At 45.0% G+C, this 16,852-nt stretch carries 16 protein-coding genes and 1 riboswitch; of the genes, 6 read left to right on the forward strand and 10 right to left on the reverse strand.

Features of this window, described 5'->3' with window-relative positions; translation table 11 throughout:
* Window positions 1-43 precede the first annotated feature (43 nt).
* Window positions 44-1,609 carry a SulP family inorganic anion transporter gene (locus V1467_RS19520; protein ID WP_416306655.1) on the forward strand — a complete coding sequence of 522 codons (1,566 nt, stop codon included), beginning with the start codon at window positions 44-46 and terminating at the stop codon, window positions 1,607-1,609.
* Between the two features lie 66 nt (window positions 1,610-1,675).
* Here V1467_RS19520 and V1467_RS19525 read toward each other — a convergent pair whose 3' ends face one another.
* The 3 genes from V1467_RS19525 to V1467_RS19535 are packed head-to-tail and all read right to left on the reverse strand — an operon-like array spanning window position 1,676 to window position 2,814.
* Entirely contained in the window at window positions 1,676-2,032 is a 357-nt protein-coding gene (locus V1467_RS19525; protein ID WP_416306656.1) for a DUF2750 domain-containing protein, read from the reverse strand.
* A gap of 42 nt (window positions 2,033-2,074) precedes the next feature.
* Complete coding sequence (locus V1467_RS19530; RefSeq protein ID WP_416308730.1) at window positions 2,075-2,311, reverse strand: TIGR02647 family protein; 237 nt, start codon at window positions 2,309-2,311, stop codon at window positions 2,075-2,077.
* The gene (locus tag V1467_RS19535) at window positions 2,311-2,814 is read right to left on the reverse strand and encodes a hypothetical protein (protein WP_416306657.1); all 504 of its coding nucleotides are present in this window, start codon (window positions 2,812-2,814) and stop codon (window positions 2,311-2,313) included. The genes V1467_RS19530 and V1467_RS19535 overlap by 1 nt, the downstream gene beginning before the upstream one ends.
* Before the next feature lie 159 nt (window positions 2,815-2,973).
* On the opposite strand from V1467_RS19535, the gene ubiD reads away from it, so the two are divergent.
* Window positions 2,974-4,455 carry a 4-hydroxy-3-polyprenylbenzoate decarboxylase gene (gene ubiD, locus V1467_RS19540; RefSeq protein WP_416306658.1) on the forward strand — a complete coding sequence of 494 codons (1,482 nt, stop codon included), beginning with the start codon at window positions 2,974-2,976 and terminating at the stop codon, window positions 4,453-4,455.
* Window positions 4,456-4,461: 6 nt separating this feature from the next.
* Window positions 4,462-5,160 (forward strand): NAD(P)H-flavin reductase, encoded by a 699-nt coding sequence (gene fre / locus V1467_RS19545; RefSeq protein ID WP_416306659.1) that lies wholly within the window; start codon window positions 4,462-4,464, stop codon window positions 5,158-5,160.
* 73 nt (window positions 5,161-5,233) lie between these two features.
* Here the strand turns inward: fre and V1467_RS19550 are convergent, their stop codons facing one another.
* The 4 genes from V1467_RS19550 to ccoG all read right to left on the reverse strand — a co-directional run bounded on the left by V1467_RS19550 (window position 5,234) and on the right by ccoG (window position 10,709).
* Complete coding sequence (locus tag V1467_RS19550) at window positions 5,234-5,857, reverse strand: thiol:disulfide interchange protein DsbA/DsbL (protein WP_416308731.1); 624 nt, start codon at window positions 5,855-5,857, stop codon at window positions 5,234-5,236.
* A 114-nt stretch (window positions 5,858-5,971) separates the two neighbouring features.
* Complete coding sequence (locus V1467_RS19555) at window positions 5,972-7,894, reverse strand: TonB-dependent receptor plug domain-containing protein (protein ID WP_416306660.1); 1,923 nt, start codon at window positions 7,892-7,894, stop codon at window positions 5,972-5,974.
* Between the two features lie 70 nt (window positions 7,895-7,964).
* Window positions 7,965-8,198: riboswitch (cobalamin riboswitch) on the reverse strand.
* Window positions 8,199-8,223: 25 nt separating this feature from the next.
* Window positions 8,224-9,210 carry a serine/threonine protein kinase gene (locus V1467_RS19560; RefSeq protein ID WP_416306661.1) on the reverse strand — a complete coding sequence of 329 codons (987 nt, stop codon included), beginning with the start codon at window positions 9,208-9,210 and terminating at the stop codon, window positions 8,224-8,226.
* 65 nt (window positions 9,211-9,275) lie between these two features.
* Complete coding sequence (ccoG, locus tag V1467_RS19565; protein ID WP_416306662.1) at window positions 9,276-10,709, reverse strand: cytochrome c oxidase accessory protein CcoG; 1,434 nt, start codon at window positions 10,707-10,709, stop codon at window positions 9,276-9,278.
* A 182-nt stretch (window positions 10,710-10,891) separates the two neighbouring features.
* Between ccoG and V1467_RS19570 the strand changes: the two genes are divergently transcribed.
* The 3 genes from V1467_RS19570 (at window position 10,892) to V1467_RS19580 (ending at window position 12,706) form a co-directional block, all read left to right on the forward strand.
* Window positions 10,892-11,248 (forward strand): hypothetical protein, encoded by a 357-nt coding sequence (locus V1467_RS19570; RefSeq protein ID WP_416306663.1) that lies wholly within the window; start codon window positions 10,892-10,894, stop codon window positions 11,246-11,248.
* A 129-nt stretch (window positions 11,249-11,377) separates the two neighbouring features.
* Window positions 11,378-12,394, forward strand: coding sequence for an XrtA/PEP-CTERM system-associated ATPase (locus V1467_RS19575; protein ID WP_416306664.1), 1,017 nt, complete (start codon window positions 11,378-11,380; stop codon window positions 12,392-12,394).
* Window positions 12,395-12,544: 150 nt separating this feature from the next.
* On the forward strand, window positions 12,545-12,706 hold the full coding sequence (locus V1467_RS19580; protein WP_416306665.1) for a hypothetical protein: 162 nt from the start codon (window positions 12,545-12,547) through the stop codon (window positions 12,704-12,706).
* A 7-nt stretch (window positions 12,707-12,713) separates the two neighbouring features.
* Here V1467_RS19580 and V1467_RS19585 read toward each other — a convergent pair whose 3' ends face one another.
* From V1467_RS19585 to V1467_RS19595, 3 genes are read right to left on the reverse strand one after another with little or no spacing between them, the layout of a single operon-like run.
* Entirely contained in the window at window positions 12,714-14,348 is a 1,635-nt protein-coding gene (locus V1467_RS19585; RefSeq protein WP_416306666.1) for a TIGR03016 family PEP-CTERM system-associated outer membrane protein, read from the reverse strand.
* The gene (locus tag V1467_RS19590) at window positions 14,320-15,219 is read right to left on the reverse strand and encodes an XrtA-associated tyrosine autokinase (protein WP_416306667.1); all 900 of its coding nucleotides are present in this window, start codon (window positions 15,217-15,219) and stop codon (window positions 14,320-14,322) included. Before V1467_RS19590 ends, V1467_RS19585 begins: the two co-directional genes overlap by 29 nt.
* The gene (locus V1467_RS19595; RefSeq protein ID WP_416306668.1) at window positions 15,216-16,826 is read right to left on the reverse strand and encodes an XrtA system polysaccharide chain length determinant; all 1,611 of its coding nucleotides are present in this window, start codon (window positions 16,824-16,826) and stop codon (window positions 15,216-15,218) included. The genes V1467_RS19590 and V1467_RS19595 overlap by 4 nt, the downstream gene beginning before the upstream one ends.
* Window positions 16,827-16,852 lie beyond the last annotated feature (26 nt).

Genomic DNA, 16,852 nt, shown 5'->3' on the forward strand with positions numbered 1-16,852 from the left:
ATGCATGAGCGCCTCGCTCTATTTCACTGACGCAGGAGTCGGAATGTTTGACCTGATCACCAAACGTGACAGCAATATTAAAAATGACGTGCTGTCCGGCATTACCGTAGCATTGGCTCTGGTTCCGGAAGCGGTTGCTTTTGCTTTTGTTGCCGGTGTTGAGCCTATGGTAGGTTTGTACGCCGCCTTTATGATGGGCTTGATTACCTCCGCTATCGGCGGACGCCCTGGCATGATATCCGGTGCCACCGGCGCTACCGCAGTGGTGATGGTTGCGCTGGTTTCCCAATATGGTATCCAGTACCTGTTTGCCGCCGTACTGTTGTGCGGAGTACTGCAAATACTGGCTGGCATCTTCAAACTGGGTAAATTTATCCGACTGGTGCCTTATCCGGTGATGCTGGGCTTTGTAAACGGTCTGGCGATTGTGATTTTCCTGGCCCAACTTGGACAATTCAAAGTACTGGATCAATTCGGCCAGCATAGCTGGATGCAAGGACAGATGCTGTACATCATGCTGGGTCTCGTGGCATTGACCATGGCGATTATCTATATTTTGCCCAAATTAACCACAGCAGTTCCCGCTTCGCTAGTGGCGATTATTACCGTCACGTTGCTGGTACACGGACTGGATCTGGACGCCAGAACGGTAATTGATTCGGTCAGGGATATGTTACCCGCCGAACAGCAGGCAACGGCCACACTGGCAGGCGAACTGCCGTCATTTTCAATTCCGATGGTGCCAATGACATTGGAAACCCTGTATATCATCTTGCCCACTGCCGTTATTTTATGTCTTGTCGGCCTGATTGAATCACTGCTGACCTTGTCATTGATTGACGATATGACCGACACACGCGGATCGGGTAATAAAGAATGTATTGGTCAAGGTGTCGCCAACAGCGTTAACGGCTTTTTTGGCGGCATGGGAGGCTGTGCCATGATTGGCCAGAGCATGATCAATATTAATTCCGGTGGACGCGGCCGTTTGTCGGGCATTACCGCAGCACTGGTATTGCTGGTCTTTATCCTGTTTGCCGCTCCCTTGATTGAGATGATCCCGCTGGCCGCACTGGTCGGAGTGATGTTTGTGGTGGTAATTGGCACTTTTGAATGGGCCTCATTCAGGATTGTGCGTGGCGTGAACAAAGAAGACGCTTTTGTGCTGTTTCTGGTTACTGCCATTACCGTGGCAGCGGATCTGGCCATTGCAGTGGTGGTGGGAGTGATAGTGTCTGCTTTGGTATTTGCCTGGAAGCATGCCACCCACATCGTGGCCCGCACTCACACCGATGACGATGGCTGGAAGGTGTATGAACTCGATGGGCCGCTGTTTTTCGGTTCAGTACTGCATTTTAAAGACTTATTTGACGTGGCCAACGATCCACAAGATGTGGTAATTGATTTTAACGAATCACGTATCTGGGATTCTTCAGGCATCGATGCCATCGACGGTCTGGCAGACAAATATAAATCGGTAGGTAAAAAGTTGCATATTCGCCATGTCAGTCAAGAATGTCGTGACTTGTTAAGCAAGGCACAGGATTACGTGGAAATGAATGTGAATGAGGATCCCCGTTATCATATTGCGACCGACAGGTTAGATTGATAACTGAGCATAAAACAAGGCCGCAAAATTGCGGCCTTGTTAGTTTTAAATGCACTATCTTTGCGCTTATTTATCCTGATTGAGTTCCCAGGGACTCATTACCAGACCACCATCATGGGGTAACGGAAAGACCGCGACTTCGATTTCGTCTTCTTCCAGTCCCGGCAACCATTTCTGCTGCCATTCACCCATACTGATACAATGTGCTTCACATTGCGCCCAATCACCGTTAATCCATTCCCGCACAAATTCTTCGGCTGGCCAGACAGGAATACAATCCTCATCATCGCTGACCAGGAGCATCACGCCCTGATCATCCACTATGGTCCAGACTTGTTGCTGTTGCTCAATTTGAGACAAAAAGTAATCGCAACGTTTATCGGCACTCATTGCCAATATTGCCTGATGTTGATCTGCATTCATTTTATTACCTGCTAAATGTTATATAGGTTTGCCTGTTACGCGCTATTGATGACGTAACGCAAATTGAAGAATTTTGGCATGTTCAATCAGATCCCGACCCAAATCGGTCAGATAACCACCGTCCTGTTGATCGATAATGCCCTTATCAAACAGCCTTTTACAGGCGGCGACCATATCAGGCCCGGCATCATGATGCACCTTAATTCCTTGCAGCATACTGTCCACCGGAAACTTTAAAATAAGGTTAAGTTCATCGATCATTTCTTGGCTAAATGTCATCATTTTTTCTCACTGTTAGTGTTTTTTGTAGGGGTATATAAACCGTCGAATAAAGTGGTCCAGTGTTCACCGCTATCGTCACTTTGCTGCCAATGCTGGCGGACAGTGCCGTCATCATTGGGCGTCCAGCTGATACGATGTAATACCGGGTTGCCCTGCTGATCTTTACCTTTGCCCTGCAATACCATGTTTTTACCGACCAAACCGCCATCCAGTTCAAGCAAGGTACCGCTGTTGTCGACCCAGGTTTGATGCCATTTATCAAATACCGCGTCGTAAATATTAAAGCTGCTCCCCTGATAACCGGAAGGAGTGGAATACTGTTCGTGTAAAACACAGTTATTCATTTCCTGGGTGATCTGATTGGTGCCAGCCAATTTGCCTGCCGGCGTGGTGACTGTCCAGTTGCCTAGCCAGAAATCAAACTGATCGTATTTTTCGCCTTCGCAAGCCATCGCGCTAAAACCGCACAGGGTTCCAAGCAGAATCAGGATCTTTTTCATCAGGTTCTCGTATCAGCGGGTGTTGAAATGTATACTAGCCGCAATTTTTAGAATCTTCCTGCTGCAATTTTTCTACGCTACTGGCCAACGTATGACAGAGCAAGCAAATTTTGTAACGATAGAACAATTATCCGCACAGTAAAGTGACGATACCGGATTATGAAATACAAAGATTTACGAGATTTTATTCAACAACTTGAACAGCAAGGTTTGCTTAAACGCGTGAGTCAGGAAGTCGATCCGGTGTTGGAAATGACTGAGATTGCTGATCGCACCCTTAAAAATGGCGGCCCGGCGATACTATTTGAAAACCCCAAGGGATTTACTACGCCGGTTCTGGCCAATTTATTCGGCACCCCGGAACGTGTCGCTATGGGCATGGGACAAGAATCTGTCGAGTCGTTACGTGAAGTGGGCAAGTTACTGGCCTACCTGAAAGAACCCGATCCTCCTAAAGGATTAAAAGATGCCTGGAACAAAATCCCGGTATTCAAACAAGTACTGAATATGCCGGCCAAGGAAGTTAAAAAAGCCCCTTGCCAGCAAAATATCCTTAGTGGAAATGAGGTTGATTTAACTCAACTGCCAATACAAACCTGCTGGCCAGGCGATGTTGCCCCCCTGATTACCTGGGGTTTAACCGTGACTCGTGGCCCGAACAAAGCCCGGCAAAATCTCGGTATTTATCGTCAACAGTTGCTGGGGCCGAATAAATTAATTATGCGCTGGTTGTCCCATCGCGGCGGTGCGCTGGATTTTAAAGAATGGTGTGATAGTCATCCAGGTGAGCATTTTCCGGTAGCCGTTGCTCTAGGGGCTGATCCTGCCACTATCCTGGGAGCGGTAACCCCTGTTCCAGATACATTATCTGAATATGCCTTTGCCGGATTATTGCGCGGTGATAAAACCGAAGTCGTCACTTGTATTAGCAATAACTTGCAAGTACCGGCATCGGCAGAATACGTGCTGGAAGGCTATATTGATCCCGGCGAAACCGCTCCGGAAGGGCCTTACGGTGATCACACCGGCTACTATAACGAAGTGGAAAGCTTTCCGGTTTTTACCGTTACTCATATTACCCATAGAGACAACCCCATATATCACAGCACTTATACGGGACGACCGCCAGATGAACCCGCAGTGTTGGGCGTGGCATTAAACGAGGTTTTTGTGCCTATACTGCAAAAGCAGTTCCCCGAAATAGTCGATTTTTACTTGCCGCCAGAGGGATGCAGCTATCGCATGGCAGTGGTCACGATGAAAAAACAATATCCCGGCCATGCCAAGCGGGTAATGATGGGCGTGTGGTCTTTTTTGCGTCAGTTTATGTATACCAAATTTGTGATAGTTTGTGATGATGACGTTAATGCCCGCGACTGGAAAGATGTTATCTGGGCAATTACCACTCGCATGGATCCGGCCAGGGATACCACACTGGTGGAGAATACACCGATTGATTATCTGGATTTTGCCTCACCAGTTTCCGGTTTAGGCTCAAAGATGGGTATGGACGCCACCAGCAAATGGCCCGGAGAAACCAGCAGGGAATGGGGCACCCCAATAGAAATGAGTCAGTCCGTTAAAGACCGGATTGATCAGCTTTGGCCCGAATTGGGTCTTGATCAAACCAACGATAAGTAAAAATTGATGACAGAAATAGTTTGTAAGCTCAATAAGATTGAACCACTGACACCCTTTGTTAAACAGATTGTCTTGCAACCCGATGCCAGTTTAGACTTTAAACCCGGGCAATATATCCGGGTTGTGATGGCAGATACCGACAGACGACCTTTTTCGATTGTTAACGCACCGGGTGATTCTCAGCAGGTCGAATTGCATATTGGTGCCTCAGAACAGAACCCATACGCATGGGAAGTATTACAACACCTGGAACAGCACAATCAATGTATAATCGACGGTCCGCATGGTAAGGCATTTTTGCGTGACAGCCAGCCCAAACCGACTATTCTGCTGGCAGGAGGCACCGGTTATTCCTATACCAGTTCCATTTTGCAGGCGCTGCTGGGTAACAACGGCAAAGAGCCCATATTTTTATATTGGGGGACTCGTACCCTGCAAGATATGTACGCACTCGAAGAATTGCAAGACCTGGCTAAACAGCATCGTAACTTCGCATTTGTACCTGTTATTGAAAACCCGACTGCAGACTGGCAAGGACGCACGGGCAGGGTACACGAAGCCGTATTGGCCGACTTTGTTAGTCTGGAGCCTTACCAGGTATATGTTGCCGGACGTTTTGAAATGGCGGGGGTAGCCCGCGAAGATTTTCATGCCCAAGGCTTGTTACTGGAGAACCTTTACGGCGACGCTTTCGAATTTATCTAGACCGTAAACATCCACAAAAAAGCCCGCTATGATCCTTGTCATGGCGGGCTTTTATTTGGCTGAACTCACATGGTTACTTCAGATGGGTTAACCATACAATCAAGTTAACAATATCGTCGCTATTCATATCGCGGGTAAATTTTGCCTTGTATTTACCATTGACGATAAAAGTCGGCACACTGTTCACATGGTTACGATATTCATCGATAGTCTTGTTATTTTTCAGCGCCATACTGTTAACGCTAAATCCGGCCACCTGTTTATCAAATGTTTCGCCATCCACACCATTTACAATGAAGATATTCTTCAGATCTTTTAATGACGTGATGTGGGCTTTTTGCACATGAATATATTTGAATATGGCCGAATTAATCAGATCTTCCTGCTTAAGAATACGCCCCACCATCATGGCTTTAGTCGCGTCATCCTGTATTTCAGGCGTAGTAAATCCCATAAAATTGACATGGGTCTTCTTGAATGGAACATCATCAGGTAGCTTCTTCTTGATTTCAGTAACTAATGACTCAAATCTGAAGCAATGCGGGCACCAGAACGAGAAAAATTCGATGACTTCCGGTTTCGCCGTTGCTTTCTCAGCAATAACTTCATAATGCTCACCTTCTTTCCACTGCTCCTGTGCACAAGCTTGCAAGGGTAACAATAGCGCCAATAACACTAATCCAACTATTTTTCTCATCATAAGACTCGTCTTCTACTCAAAAAGATTATTTTCCCGTCGGCAGATTAGCATAGCTTGCTACAAAATCCGACTGACCTTTGTAACAAGCTATGAGAGAAAGCAATATCAAACCTAGAAGCGATAGGTGGCCCCCACATAGGCTGCGCGATCTTGTCCGGCAAAACCATACACATCCTGATAGTCCTGATCCAGCAAATTGTCGGCGCGCAATTGCAGTTGTAATTGTTCGCTTAGTTGATATTGAATAGCCAAATTAACCAGAGTATAAGCGCGTAAACCTACTGTTTGTTGGGTTAGCGGATAAGGAGGGTAATACACATCCTCGCGGCTGCCTTGATAAGCGGCATGTAAACAGATATTACCTTGTTGGCTGGCAAACGGCAGATTCAGAGTGATCCCTGCGCTATGGCGCGGTCTTCTCAGCTCGTTTTGATCCTGCTGCATATCGTTTGGCTCGGAGGCATCCAGATAACTGTAGTTAATCTGAATACCCAAATCGCCTAATTTGCCAGTTACAGACGTTTCCACACCTTGGCGATGGCTAGTGCCATCTTTATTAATAGCAGTAGTGACAAAATTGTCGGCATCGTAATAGTAACCGTTAATCTCATCCTGCAGGCGGCTACTAAACCATGACCAGGCCCACTGCCAGTCCTGGTTTATCTGCATGTCCCCGCCAAGTTCCCAACTTTGCGAATATTCGGGAGACAAATCCGGATTACCGACAAAAGGAAAACTGGAAGTGGCGTAGTAGCCGAAGCGATCAACAAAAGAAGGATTTTTCACCGCTTTACCATAACTTACATACAACCGGCTATTATCTGTAGGCTGATAGTTCACTCCCATTCGATGGCTGTTACTGTTATCGAATACCTGGTTATGATCCGCTCTGGCACTGACAGACAGGTTCCATTTAGCCGACAAATAGTGCTGTACATCCACAATCAGTGAATTGATATGGTTGGATAAATCCTGATTCGGATCGCCATAATCGGTTACCGTACCCCGTTGCTCAAAGTTTTCTTCAGTGTGTTCTGCCGCTATGACAAAACTACTTTGCGGCGCATAGCGATAAGCCGACTGCCAGTAATAGCGCTGCATATCACTGTGATTGCTACCATTAGCGATATTATCGTTAAAGGTATCATTTTCATTGCGGTTAAATTGCACTCCGGCCTGGTGACTCCAAGGCTTGCCCCCGTCATTGCGCCACAATAACTGACCACTCTGGCGCAAGACATCAGTATGGTTATTAGCATCGGCAGACAATCCGGTAGTCACAAAATCCGTTCCATCAAAATCTGATGTCGCATCACTATGTTGAAACGACCATTCAAGCCGATTATTTGCTGAAAATTGCCAGCCTAAATGGTTAGAAAAATGGGTGTTTTTATAACCGTCGTCTTCATTGCCGACTAGTGAAATATTACTGCCATCTGTTTTGAATAATGATGCGGACAGTCCGTAATTGAATTTATCTTGTTTGCCTCTGACACCAGCACTGAGTTGGCGGGTGTTGTTCTGCCCCAGTTGCAAACCGATATCGCCATCAAGATCCGAGGTTTCTGCCTTGGTACTGATCAGGATCACGCCGCCCACCGCGCCACTGCCCCATAAGGCACTTTGTGGCCCGCGCAGAATTTCAATTTTCTGCACATCACTAAGATTAATTTGGGAAAAATCAACGGTATCGCCCTGACCGATATCATTGATCGCCACACCATCCACCAGTACCAGAACATGGTTGGCTTCGCTGCCACGCATTCTCAATTCGGTTAATGCTCCCTTGCCGCCAGACTGGCTAAACGCCAAACCGTTCTGGCCGCGCAACAAGTCCACCAGACTAAGGGCACCAGACTGCTTGATCTGCGCATAGTCGATAAGCGTTGTTGAGCCGCTTAGTTTATTTTTTTGGATAGCAATTCTGGAACCCAGAATACTGATTTGCTCCACTTCGGCCTGGGCTTGAGCAAAACAAGACGTCGATAGAATAACGGATAAAACGCCAGCTGAACGCTGTTTGAAATTTAACATAATTGATTGATCCACTTAATGCTCCGCCCGAGCATGATGAAAAGTCACATACAGGAATGAAAATCTTAGTCCTGAAACACAGGTTAAAGGCCGGTCTCCGGGCTGGTAAGCGATACGTTGTATCTGGCTTGTTGCCTTCCCGTTCGAAAACAGTGGCGCTTTAACAAACCTACATTCTTAATCGAATGACTTACTTTACCGTTGCGGGGGCAGCGTCTGATTTACACAGACTTCCCGTTTAACTTCTGTTATTAAAGGTCATTAAAACCCTATAACAAGAAGCACCTTAAACTGCGTGGCATTATAATTTGATGGAATATAAAATCAATCTATTGATTAAAGTTCTGCGGCGATAAACTCAACGCGGGCTCTTGCAGAGCGGATAACTGCTCTTTTAGGGCCAACACTTGCTCTTCCCAGTAACGTTCACTGGAAAACCAGGGAAACGCACGCGGAAAAGCCGGATCTTGCCAGCGTCGGGCCAGCCAGCCCATGTAATGGATCATGCGCATCGCCCGCAACGGCTCAATCAAGCTCAACTGACTCATATCAAAATCGGCAAATTCTTCATAGGCAGAAATCAGGGTATCGAGTTGCAGTAATTGTTCTTGCCGATCACCGGACAACATCATCCAGATATCCTGAATAGCAGGCCCCATACGACTGTCATCCAAATCAACAAAAGTGGGGCCATCGCGCCATAGAATGTTGCCCGGGTGACAATCACCGTGCAAACGGATCTCGTTGTCACAATGATACAAATCAGCCGCTTTATCAGCCACCATGTGCAAAATGGTAAAAAATGCCGTTTCGATTTGTGCTGGTACCAGTTGGCTCTGCTTTAGAATCGCCAAGGGTTGTCGCAAGTATTCATCAACAGTAATTGACGGACGGGCTTTAAAATCGCTTCCCTGACCAACCTGATGAATACGACCAATAAAACGTCCCATCCATTCCAGTTGCTCCAGGTTATCCACTTCAAACTGACGACCGCCAACTGAGGGATACAGAGCAAATAAATAGCCCTGATATTCAAGTAAACTGGATTGGGAATATTTGAGCGGCGCCACCAACGGAATATCATGATCCGCTAACTCAAAGGCAAATTGATGCTCTTCTTCAATTTGTTGCCGGGTCCAGCGGTTGGGGCGATAAAATTTGACCACGTAACGCTGCCGATCTTGAGCCATAAATTGATAAACCCGGTTCTCATAGCTGTTCAAGCCCAGTAAGCCGGACTCAACAATCAGTCCGGTGCTTTCAATAGCATCGAGAATAAAATCGGGCGTAAGCGAAGAAAAGTTAAATTCCGGCACCAGTGCTCTCTATTTCAGTTGCAAAAACAGAGACATCATACACGTCGTCATAAACAATCGAATATTTATCGATACAGAAATTTGCTCGGCTCCTGTTGCACCACTTCCCCATTGCCTGGCGTAACAGCCTGAACGCGAATTTTGATATCGGTGACCGCATCTTCAATATCATAAGCATCGACAGCAATACTCACCGGTAATGTAAAGACTTCCCCACCTTTAACCGTCACCTCATTTTGGCCGGTGAACCTGGGATTAGTTAAACCCTCCACCGAAATTGAGTAGGTTTCGTCGAACTGCGATTTATTCAAAATTTTCAGGGTATAGACATTTTCAATCAGGCCGTCGTTGGTTTCACGATACAAGCTGTTGCGATCACGAATAATATCCACCGCCAGCGGAACCCGGGTCATTAATTCCAGCACCAGTAATCCAGTCATCACCAGCAACACCACTGCATAACCCACCAGTTTTGGTCTGAAAATATGGCTTTTGCCGCCTTTAAGCTGATTTTCCGAGGTAAAACGGATCAACCCCCGTGGATAGCGCATCTTGTCCATCGTATCGTTACAGGCATCAACGCATTTTCCACAATCAATACATTCATATTGCAACCCGTTGCGAATATCGATACCTGTGGGACATACCAGCACACATAGATTGCAATCGACACAATCGCCGATATTTTTTTCCTTGCGAGTCTGTTCGTCCATCTTGCGCGGACGGGGACCGCGGCTTTCGCCGCGAGCTGCATCATAAGCTACCGTCAACGTATCCTGATCAAACATTACCGACTGAAAACGGGCATAGGGACAAATATGGGTACACATGATTTCCCGCAACCACCCTGCGTTACCATAAGTACAAAGTGCAAAAAACCAGGTGGATACCGTTACCCAGAATCCGGTTTGCAGAGTAACAAAATCAACAAATAACGGTTTAATTGGTGTGAAATAGCCGACAAAGGTTAAGGAAGTCAGGAACGCCACCACTAGCCAGCTAGTATGCTTAGCGGTTTTACGCCAGAACTTGTCAAAGTCCATTGACCGTTCATCCAGTTTTATCCGTTTGTTGCGACTGCCTTCAAACAGTTCTTCAAACCAGATAAAAATAAAAGTCCAGGTAGTTTGCGGGCACATAAAACCGCACCAAACTCTTCCAGCAAAAGTGGTGACAAAAAATAAAGCATAGGCCGAGACGATAAATATCCATGCCAGCAAAGTCAGATCCTGAGGCCATAAAGTTAAATTAAAAATGGTAAAACGCTGCTCCGCCAGATCAAACAGGATTGCTTGCTGTCCGTTAAACTGCAGCCAGGGCAATATCACAAACAAGGCCAGAAAAAATAGCCCGAAAGAGCGTCTGAAGGTATCCAGGATGCCTTTAACCGAGCGCACATAGATATGACTGCGGGGCGTATAATGATTGTCGTGCGAACTCGACTCTGGTTGATGGATCTTGACTGGGGAAATATCTTTAATCGGGATTTGCTTGTTCATGTAATACGAGTAATCCAATAACCAACTTCAGACAGGATTATATCAGTTTAGCGACAACTAATGGTTGCTACACTGTTTTAAATCAACAAATTCTTAGGTATAGGATCACATAAGGATAAAAACTGTACAGCGGGTACAATTATTGTATTCTGGCTCTACTGGGTGCCACCTTTACAACTTTCATGAAAAAAACCTTTATTATCATTATTGAAATCGCACTGTTGTATTTATTATTGCGCTCGTCTTTTGTGCAGTATCTGTTGTCTGACATGCATAGAACTTTATCCGACTGGATGACGGAAATTTCTCAGGTGCAGGATCGCCAAACCCTTGATCAGTTACGCGGTAGTATGTCGATGGAAACCCGCCAGTTTAATGAGCAGCAATTGGATTACTTTAACAAGATAACCTATAGCACTGAGCAAGTGCTGCGGTTCGAGAATCTGTATTGTATTAAAAAAGACAAGAATCCCTTTATTTACGGCCCTACATTGACCCATTTTTGCGGTGAAATTAACCGCCTTAAATCACAATTCTGACTTAACAAACCATTGTTAACTGACGCCCAAATCGCGTAAGCTTAGTCCCATTCGGGTGAGCCCCTGTACATGTAGTAATGGGGTATTTGGACTAATTGCCATTTCTCTTAGATAGAGCGACAGTACGTCATGTATGAAAATTTTTATGGACTAAACAACCGGCCTTTTCAACTAACACCGGATCCTGAGTTCTTTTTTGCCAGTAAATTGCACAAAAGAGCCCTTTCCTATCTTGAATATGGTTTATCACAATCAGAAGGATTTATTGTTATTACTGGTGAAATCGGCACTGGTAAAACGACCATCGCTAATAGTTTATTGAGTGACATCAATCATGACGATATTGTTTCTGCCCAAATTGTCACGCCCAAACTATCGCCGGATGAACTGGTCAGGATGGTTGCCAGCAAATTTTCAGTCAACATAAAAGGCCAGACCAAAACCGAAACCCTCGATGCGCTTGAACAATTTTTGATTCAATTGCAGAAGCAAGGAAAACGCGCACTGTTGCTGGTTGACGAGGCGCAAAACCTGCCGCTGGAATCGATTGAAGAACTGCGCATGCTGTCTAACTTCCAGGTAAGCGGTAAACCATTATTGCAGAGCTTTTTACTCGGACAGGAAGAACTGCAGGACATTATTAAAGCCCCGAATATGGAGCAATTCCGGCAACGCATAGTCGCCTCTTGTCATTTAACCGCATTGAGCGAGGAGGAATGCAAAAACTATATTGAATTCCGACTCCATCATGCCGGCTGGAATGGCAGCAGTTTATTTAGCGATAGTGCTTTTAAAGCCATTTATGACTTTACCGGTGGTGTGCCCCGAAGAATCAACACCTTTGTCGATCGGGCGTTATTATTTGGCTTTCTTGAAGAACTGGAATTTCTGGATGCGGATGATATTGAAGCCGTTACCAAAGAAGTCGCTGACGAGATGTTTGTCCAAAAAGATAAGGATATCCCGTTACAAGAGGCCAATGTGGCACCGGATATTAAGGACGTTAATTATTATAAATCCATGTTGCTAGAGCTTGTCGATACCCTCGACAACACCATTAACCAGAAAATTAAATTAACCCGTTATATTGATAAGTTGTTGAAAAAGAAATATAAAACCTATATTCGGCTGAAATCTGACGAATAATTCGTCAGTTAATATAATCATAACCAAAAGTCGGCCGAAAAAGCATAACGGAACTTGTGGTAAAGAAACGAGTTCTAAGCGGTAAGGATCTGGTGATCCTGGATAAAAATAATAATGACATGCAGTTAGGCTTTATTTGGGGATAGGCTAATGAAAATAGTAAACAACAGCTACCACAAGGTAACCACTTTAGGAGAGCGATCGGAAGGCTCTCGCAGACAAGCTTACTACCATGGAAAGTACCGGCGAGAGATCTTTTATATCGGTTTGTCGGTTATTTTGCTTGTTGTGGCAGCCGGGCTGACTAGCTAGCCGGAAGTCAGAAATTATAAGTCAGACTAGCAGAAATACGCTTATCTATCAGTGTATTACTTGGCTGACTGGAATCTCTATCTAGATAGCGCAAATTGACGCTAGTGGTTATATTTCGTCCTAACTCTTTGGTTAGCCCCAAACCGACCGTTTGAGTTTTGTCTGGCACTTCTTCTGTTTCAAACTGATATTCAGCTACATTGGCAGAAAAATTAACGTCTGTGGTTCGATTTAACTTATAAATTGCACGAATTGCTATACTTTGATTGTCGCGTTGCCGATTGGATTCAAGATAGTCTGTACTGCCTTTATTAGCCCCAATTCCCAAAGTCAGCTTACGACGGGTCCAGCTCAAGTCGATATTGGCGCTTTTGCGTAAATACACTTCTTCTGATAGTTCAGGTACTTGCTGCTGAAAGTCAAAGCTCTGTTCTCCGGGCAGCAATTCATAGCCTACCTCTGGCTGAAAGCAATTTTCAAATTGCGTATCACCTACCGGACAGACTATCACCATATCTACATTATTCTGGGTAATACGCGAACGTGTAGTAATGCTCTCGTGATATCCAATTAAGGTGCGAATATCACGAGTACTATGAATAAGACTAAAGTCATAGGAATCACCATAAAAGCGTTTTCCATAATTGGCGCCGATAGAAGTACGACTGCTAAATGCCCATTTCAGATCAAGACCTAAATAATCCTGCTCCTGATCATTTAATGATTTCTCGATGCGATTGACCGTCACAGTAATATATCGACTGTCGGAGACAAACCATTCTAGTCCAGCACCATAACTGGTTTGATCGTATGCGTCAGAAAACTCGACTCGATTTGAGCCGAATTCATTTTTTTCGTCTTGGCCGGTTAAAACAAAACGCAAGTCTTTCATAAATAACGGGAATGAAAACTTGGCATTAACTACTCGTGACTCAAAGTCATCGCTAACTTCACGCTTGGTATTATTATAAGACGCTGAAATATTCCAATCGACATAACGAATATTTTTGCCACGATAGAAACGTACATTTGCACCGTAGGTTTCGTTGTTAAAGCCAGGAGTGTCAGGTCCTTCGATTGCGTCAGCTTCCGATTTTGAAGCTTGCCCCCCCATATCCATACCAAACCACACTGGATTGGGTAGAGAAAATAGCAGTGAGCCAGACATACGTCTTACTTTAGTAAAGCGTTCGGGGGCAGTGACCGTGCTGGATGATAACGAATCAGAAGGATCGCGAACTAAATAGTCCTGATCAGCCATAAGCTGAAACTTTAGCAGATTATCCAGAAATTCACTTTTGGCATTTACCCCATAACTGGTATAGCTACGCGCCTTACTCAGTTCATCATCATTAGGCAATATTCGGGTATGCTTGACAGAAAATGATCCATCCACCTTATGACCATCAAAAATGGCATTCAGTTTTGGCTCTAACGAAAGCACCTCATCTTTTGCCGTCACGCCATTTTCAAAGGTTCGGTCATAAGCGTCCAGCCTGGTTTCAATCGCAGGCGCAAAACGCCAGTCAGCCTGAACATAAAAACTGCTAAAAGATAAAATTGTGAGAACAAAAAGGCGTTTTAATTTTAGTTTTGGTAGCTCGGACCGCACGCTATTCACTCTCCGTACTATAATAGCCATAACCGTAGCCGTACCCCTGCGCCTGATTACCTTTTTGTGACTTATTCACCACGAAACCTTTAGCCATATCCGGATTAAGCTGCTCCACCGCCGTCGAGATATCCGCTAATTTAGTCTTGCCTTCCTCTATCACCACTACGGCTTGACCGGCTAAATTGGTCATAATGGCCGTTTCGTTAATACCTAGCAATGGTGGTGAATCAAAAATAACCACCCGGTCAGAGTACCGTGTCGCGAACTCATTAACGATATCCAGCATTTTTTCACTGGCCAGCATTTCAGTGGAAAGGTGGTGAGATTTCCCCGCCGGGATAATCCGCAACTTCTCTACATTAGTGTGGTATATCACATCAGAAATATCGTCGACTTCTCCTAACAGATATTCCATTAAGCCATTATCGTAGGTGACTCCCAACGTTTTCATTACATTGGGCCGCAGTACATCGGCATCCACCAGTAACACTGTCTTATCTTGCTCAAGTGCGATACTCAATGCCAGATTTACCGCTGTAAAGGTCTTACCTTCATTGGGGTTAGCGCTAGAAACCATAATAATATTGCTATTGTTTAGCGTTTTGGATAATGGACCAAAAGCGTTACTGAGGACTTTGCGCTTTATTGCTCTAAATTCTTCACCAATAGAATGTTTAATCGAGTTGGGCGTAACAAAATACTTGTCATCAAGATTCAGCTGCAGGTAGGCCCGATCTTTGGTTGAACCATTTTCCACTTCAGCAGCGACTCTGTTTTCAGTCTCGACAACAACATTTTGTTTAGCCGCTACCTCTGCGTCCAGATTCGCTTTTTCTTCACTGGCTTTTTTATCCGCTTCCGCTTTCTGTCTTTTTAATGCTCTTTCAATAGTACTCACACTAAACTCTCCAGCAAGTGAAGGGGTAAGCCACCATAAACCAACTCCATCGTCACGATACCAATATAGATAGCCAACAGAACTGAACTGGATAAGGAAAATATAATAATTCGGCGTTTGTTAGCACTTAATAACTTTGCCGCATCAATGTGCGACACAGCTCCCAATACCGGAATATTAAAATGTTCAGTTAATTGGCGATAACTAAATACCACCGGATTGATCTGGCTAACTAAAAAGGCAATACCTAAACCCGATCCAAAACCGACTATCAGTATCAAGGTGTAAAAAATCATCCGATTCGGACCCGAAGGCTTAGTCGGTAATCGTGGTGGGTCAATAATTCGGAATTGAATGTCGTCCGAGGTAGCTTCGGCCTTGCGCGACAACTCAGCCGAATCTTTACGACTTAATAATTCAAGATACTTGGACTTAATAATCCCGTAATCACGATTCAAGCCTTGAAATTCAGCTTCAATTAACGGAATAAGATTAATTTTTTCTTCCAGAGTCTGAACATCAGCTTTATAGGTTTGAACGCGCACTTCTATCGAGGCGATCTCACTTTCAAGATTGGCGACGTTAATTTTCATTTCCTGATAAACCGGATTCTGGTTGACGTTACCAAACTGACTGAACGATCCGGTCGTAGTCGCCGCCTGACTCATGGCCTCAATCTGCTTTTTGCGGTCTTCTTTTAAGCGGGCTAACAAACCTTTAATTTTGATTACATCAGGATGCTGTTCAGTATATTGGATAAGCAGCTCATCCAGACGTGCCTGCTGGGCCTCAATACGGCTATCATATTGGGTACTGATCCCCGGATTAGTATCGATATCAGGCGCAGGAGAGGCCAGACCGAATACCGGCTCCTCACCGGCAAGCTGCGCTTTGGCTGATGCCAACTGGGAATTTAGTTCTTTTAAGCGTAATTCAGCTTCCTGTAACTGAGCTTTTTGTGCCTGCAAACGCGTGTAATAATCACCGGTATCACCTGGGGCTTTATCCATGCGGGTGCGCTTGAATTCCGCCAGTCGTTGTTCGGATTCCAGCAAACGCTGCTCGTATTCGTTAATTTGCCGATTAATAAATTCCTCGGCAGAATCACTACTCTTACGGTTTGAACCTAAAGAGGTTTCAACAAACTCATTTAAGGTGATTTGTACTATCTTTTGCGACAATTCAGGAGTGGAAGATGGGTAACTGATGGTATAAATATTATCTTCACGGGTACTGCTCAAGCTGATATTTTTATCCAGTTCGTCAATCACTTCATCCAGGTCTTGCTGTGTCTTGGCAGTGATATCCAAATCAGCTTCTCTGGCGATTTTTTCCAGCGTAGGACGACTTAATAAGGTCCTGGCCACCAAATTCACTTGTTGCTCCGGATCGTTATATACCGCCAGTCCCCTTAACAATGGCCGTAGCAAACTATTGGTATCTACAAAAACTCTGGCCGATGATTCATATTCATCAGGCATGGAGGCAACAAGGCCCCATCCAATCGGGCAAATAAGCCAGGACGAAATAATAATGTAACGCTTCTTGATCCAAATTCCTTTTAAGAAGGTGACTACCTGATCAAGCGCTTGCTGAATTCCCATCATAATTTATTACTACTACGGCTCAGTGA

This window comes from Neptunicella plasticusilytica, from assembly GCF_047922965.1.
Taxonomy (GTDB): Bacteria; Pseudomonadota; Gammaproteobacteria; order Enterobacterales; family Alteromonadaceae; genus Neptunicella; species Neptunicella plasticusilytica.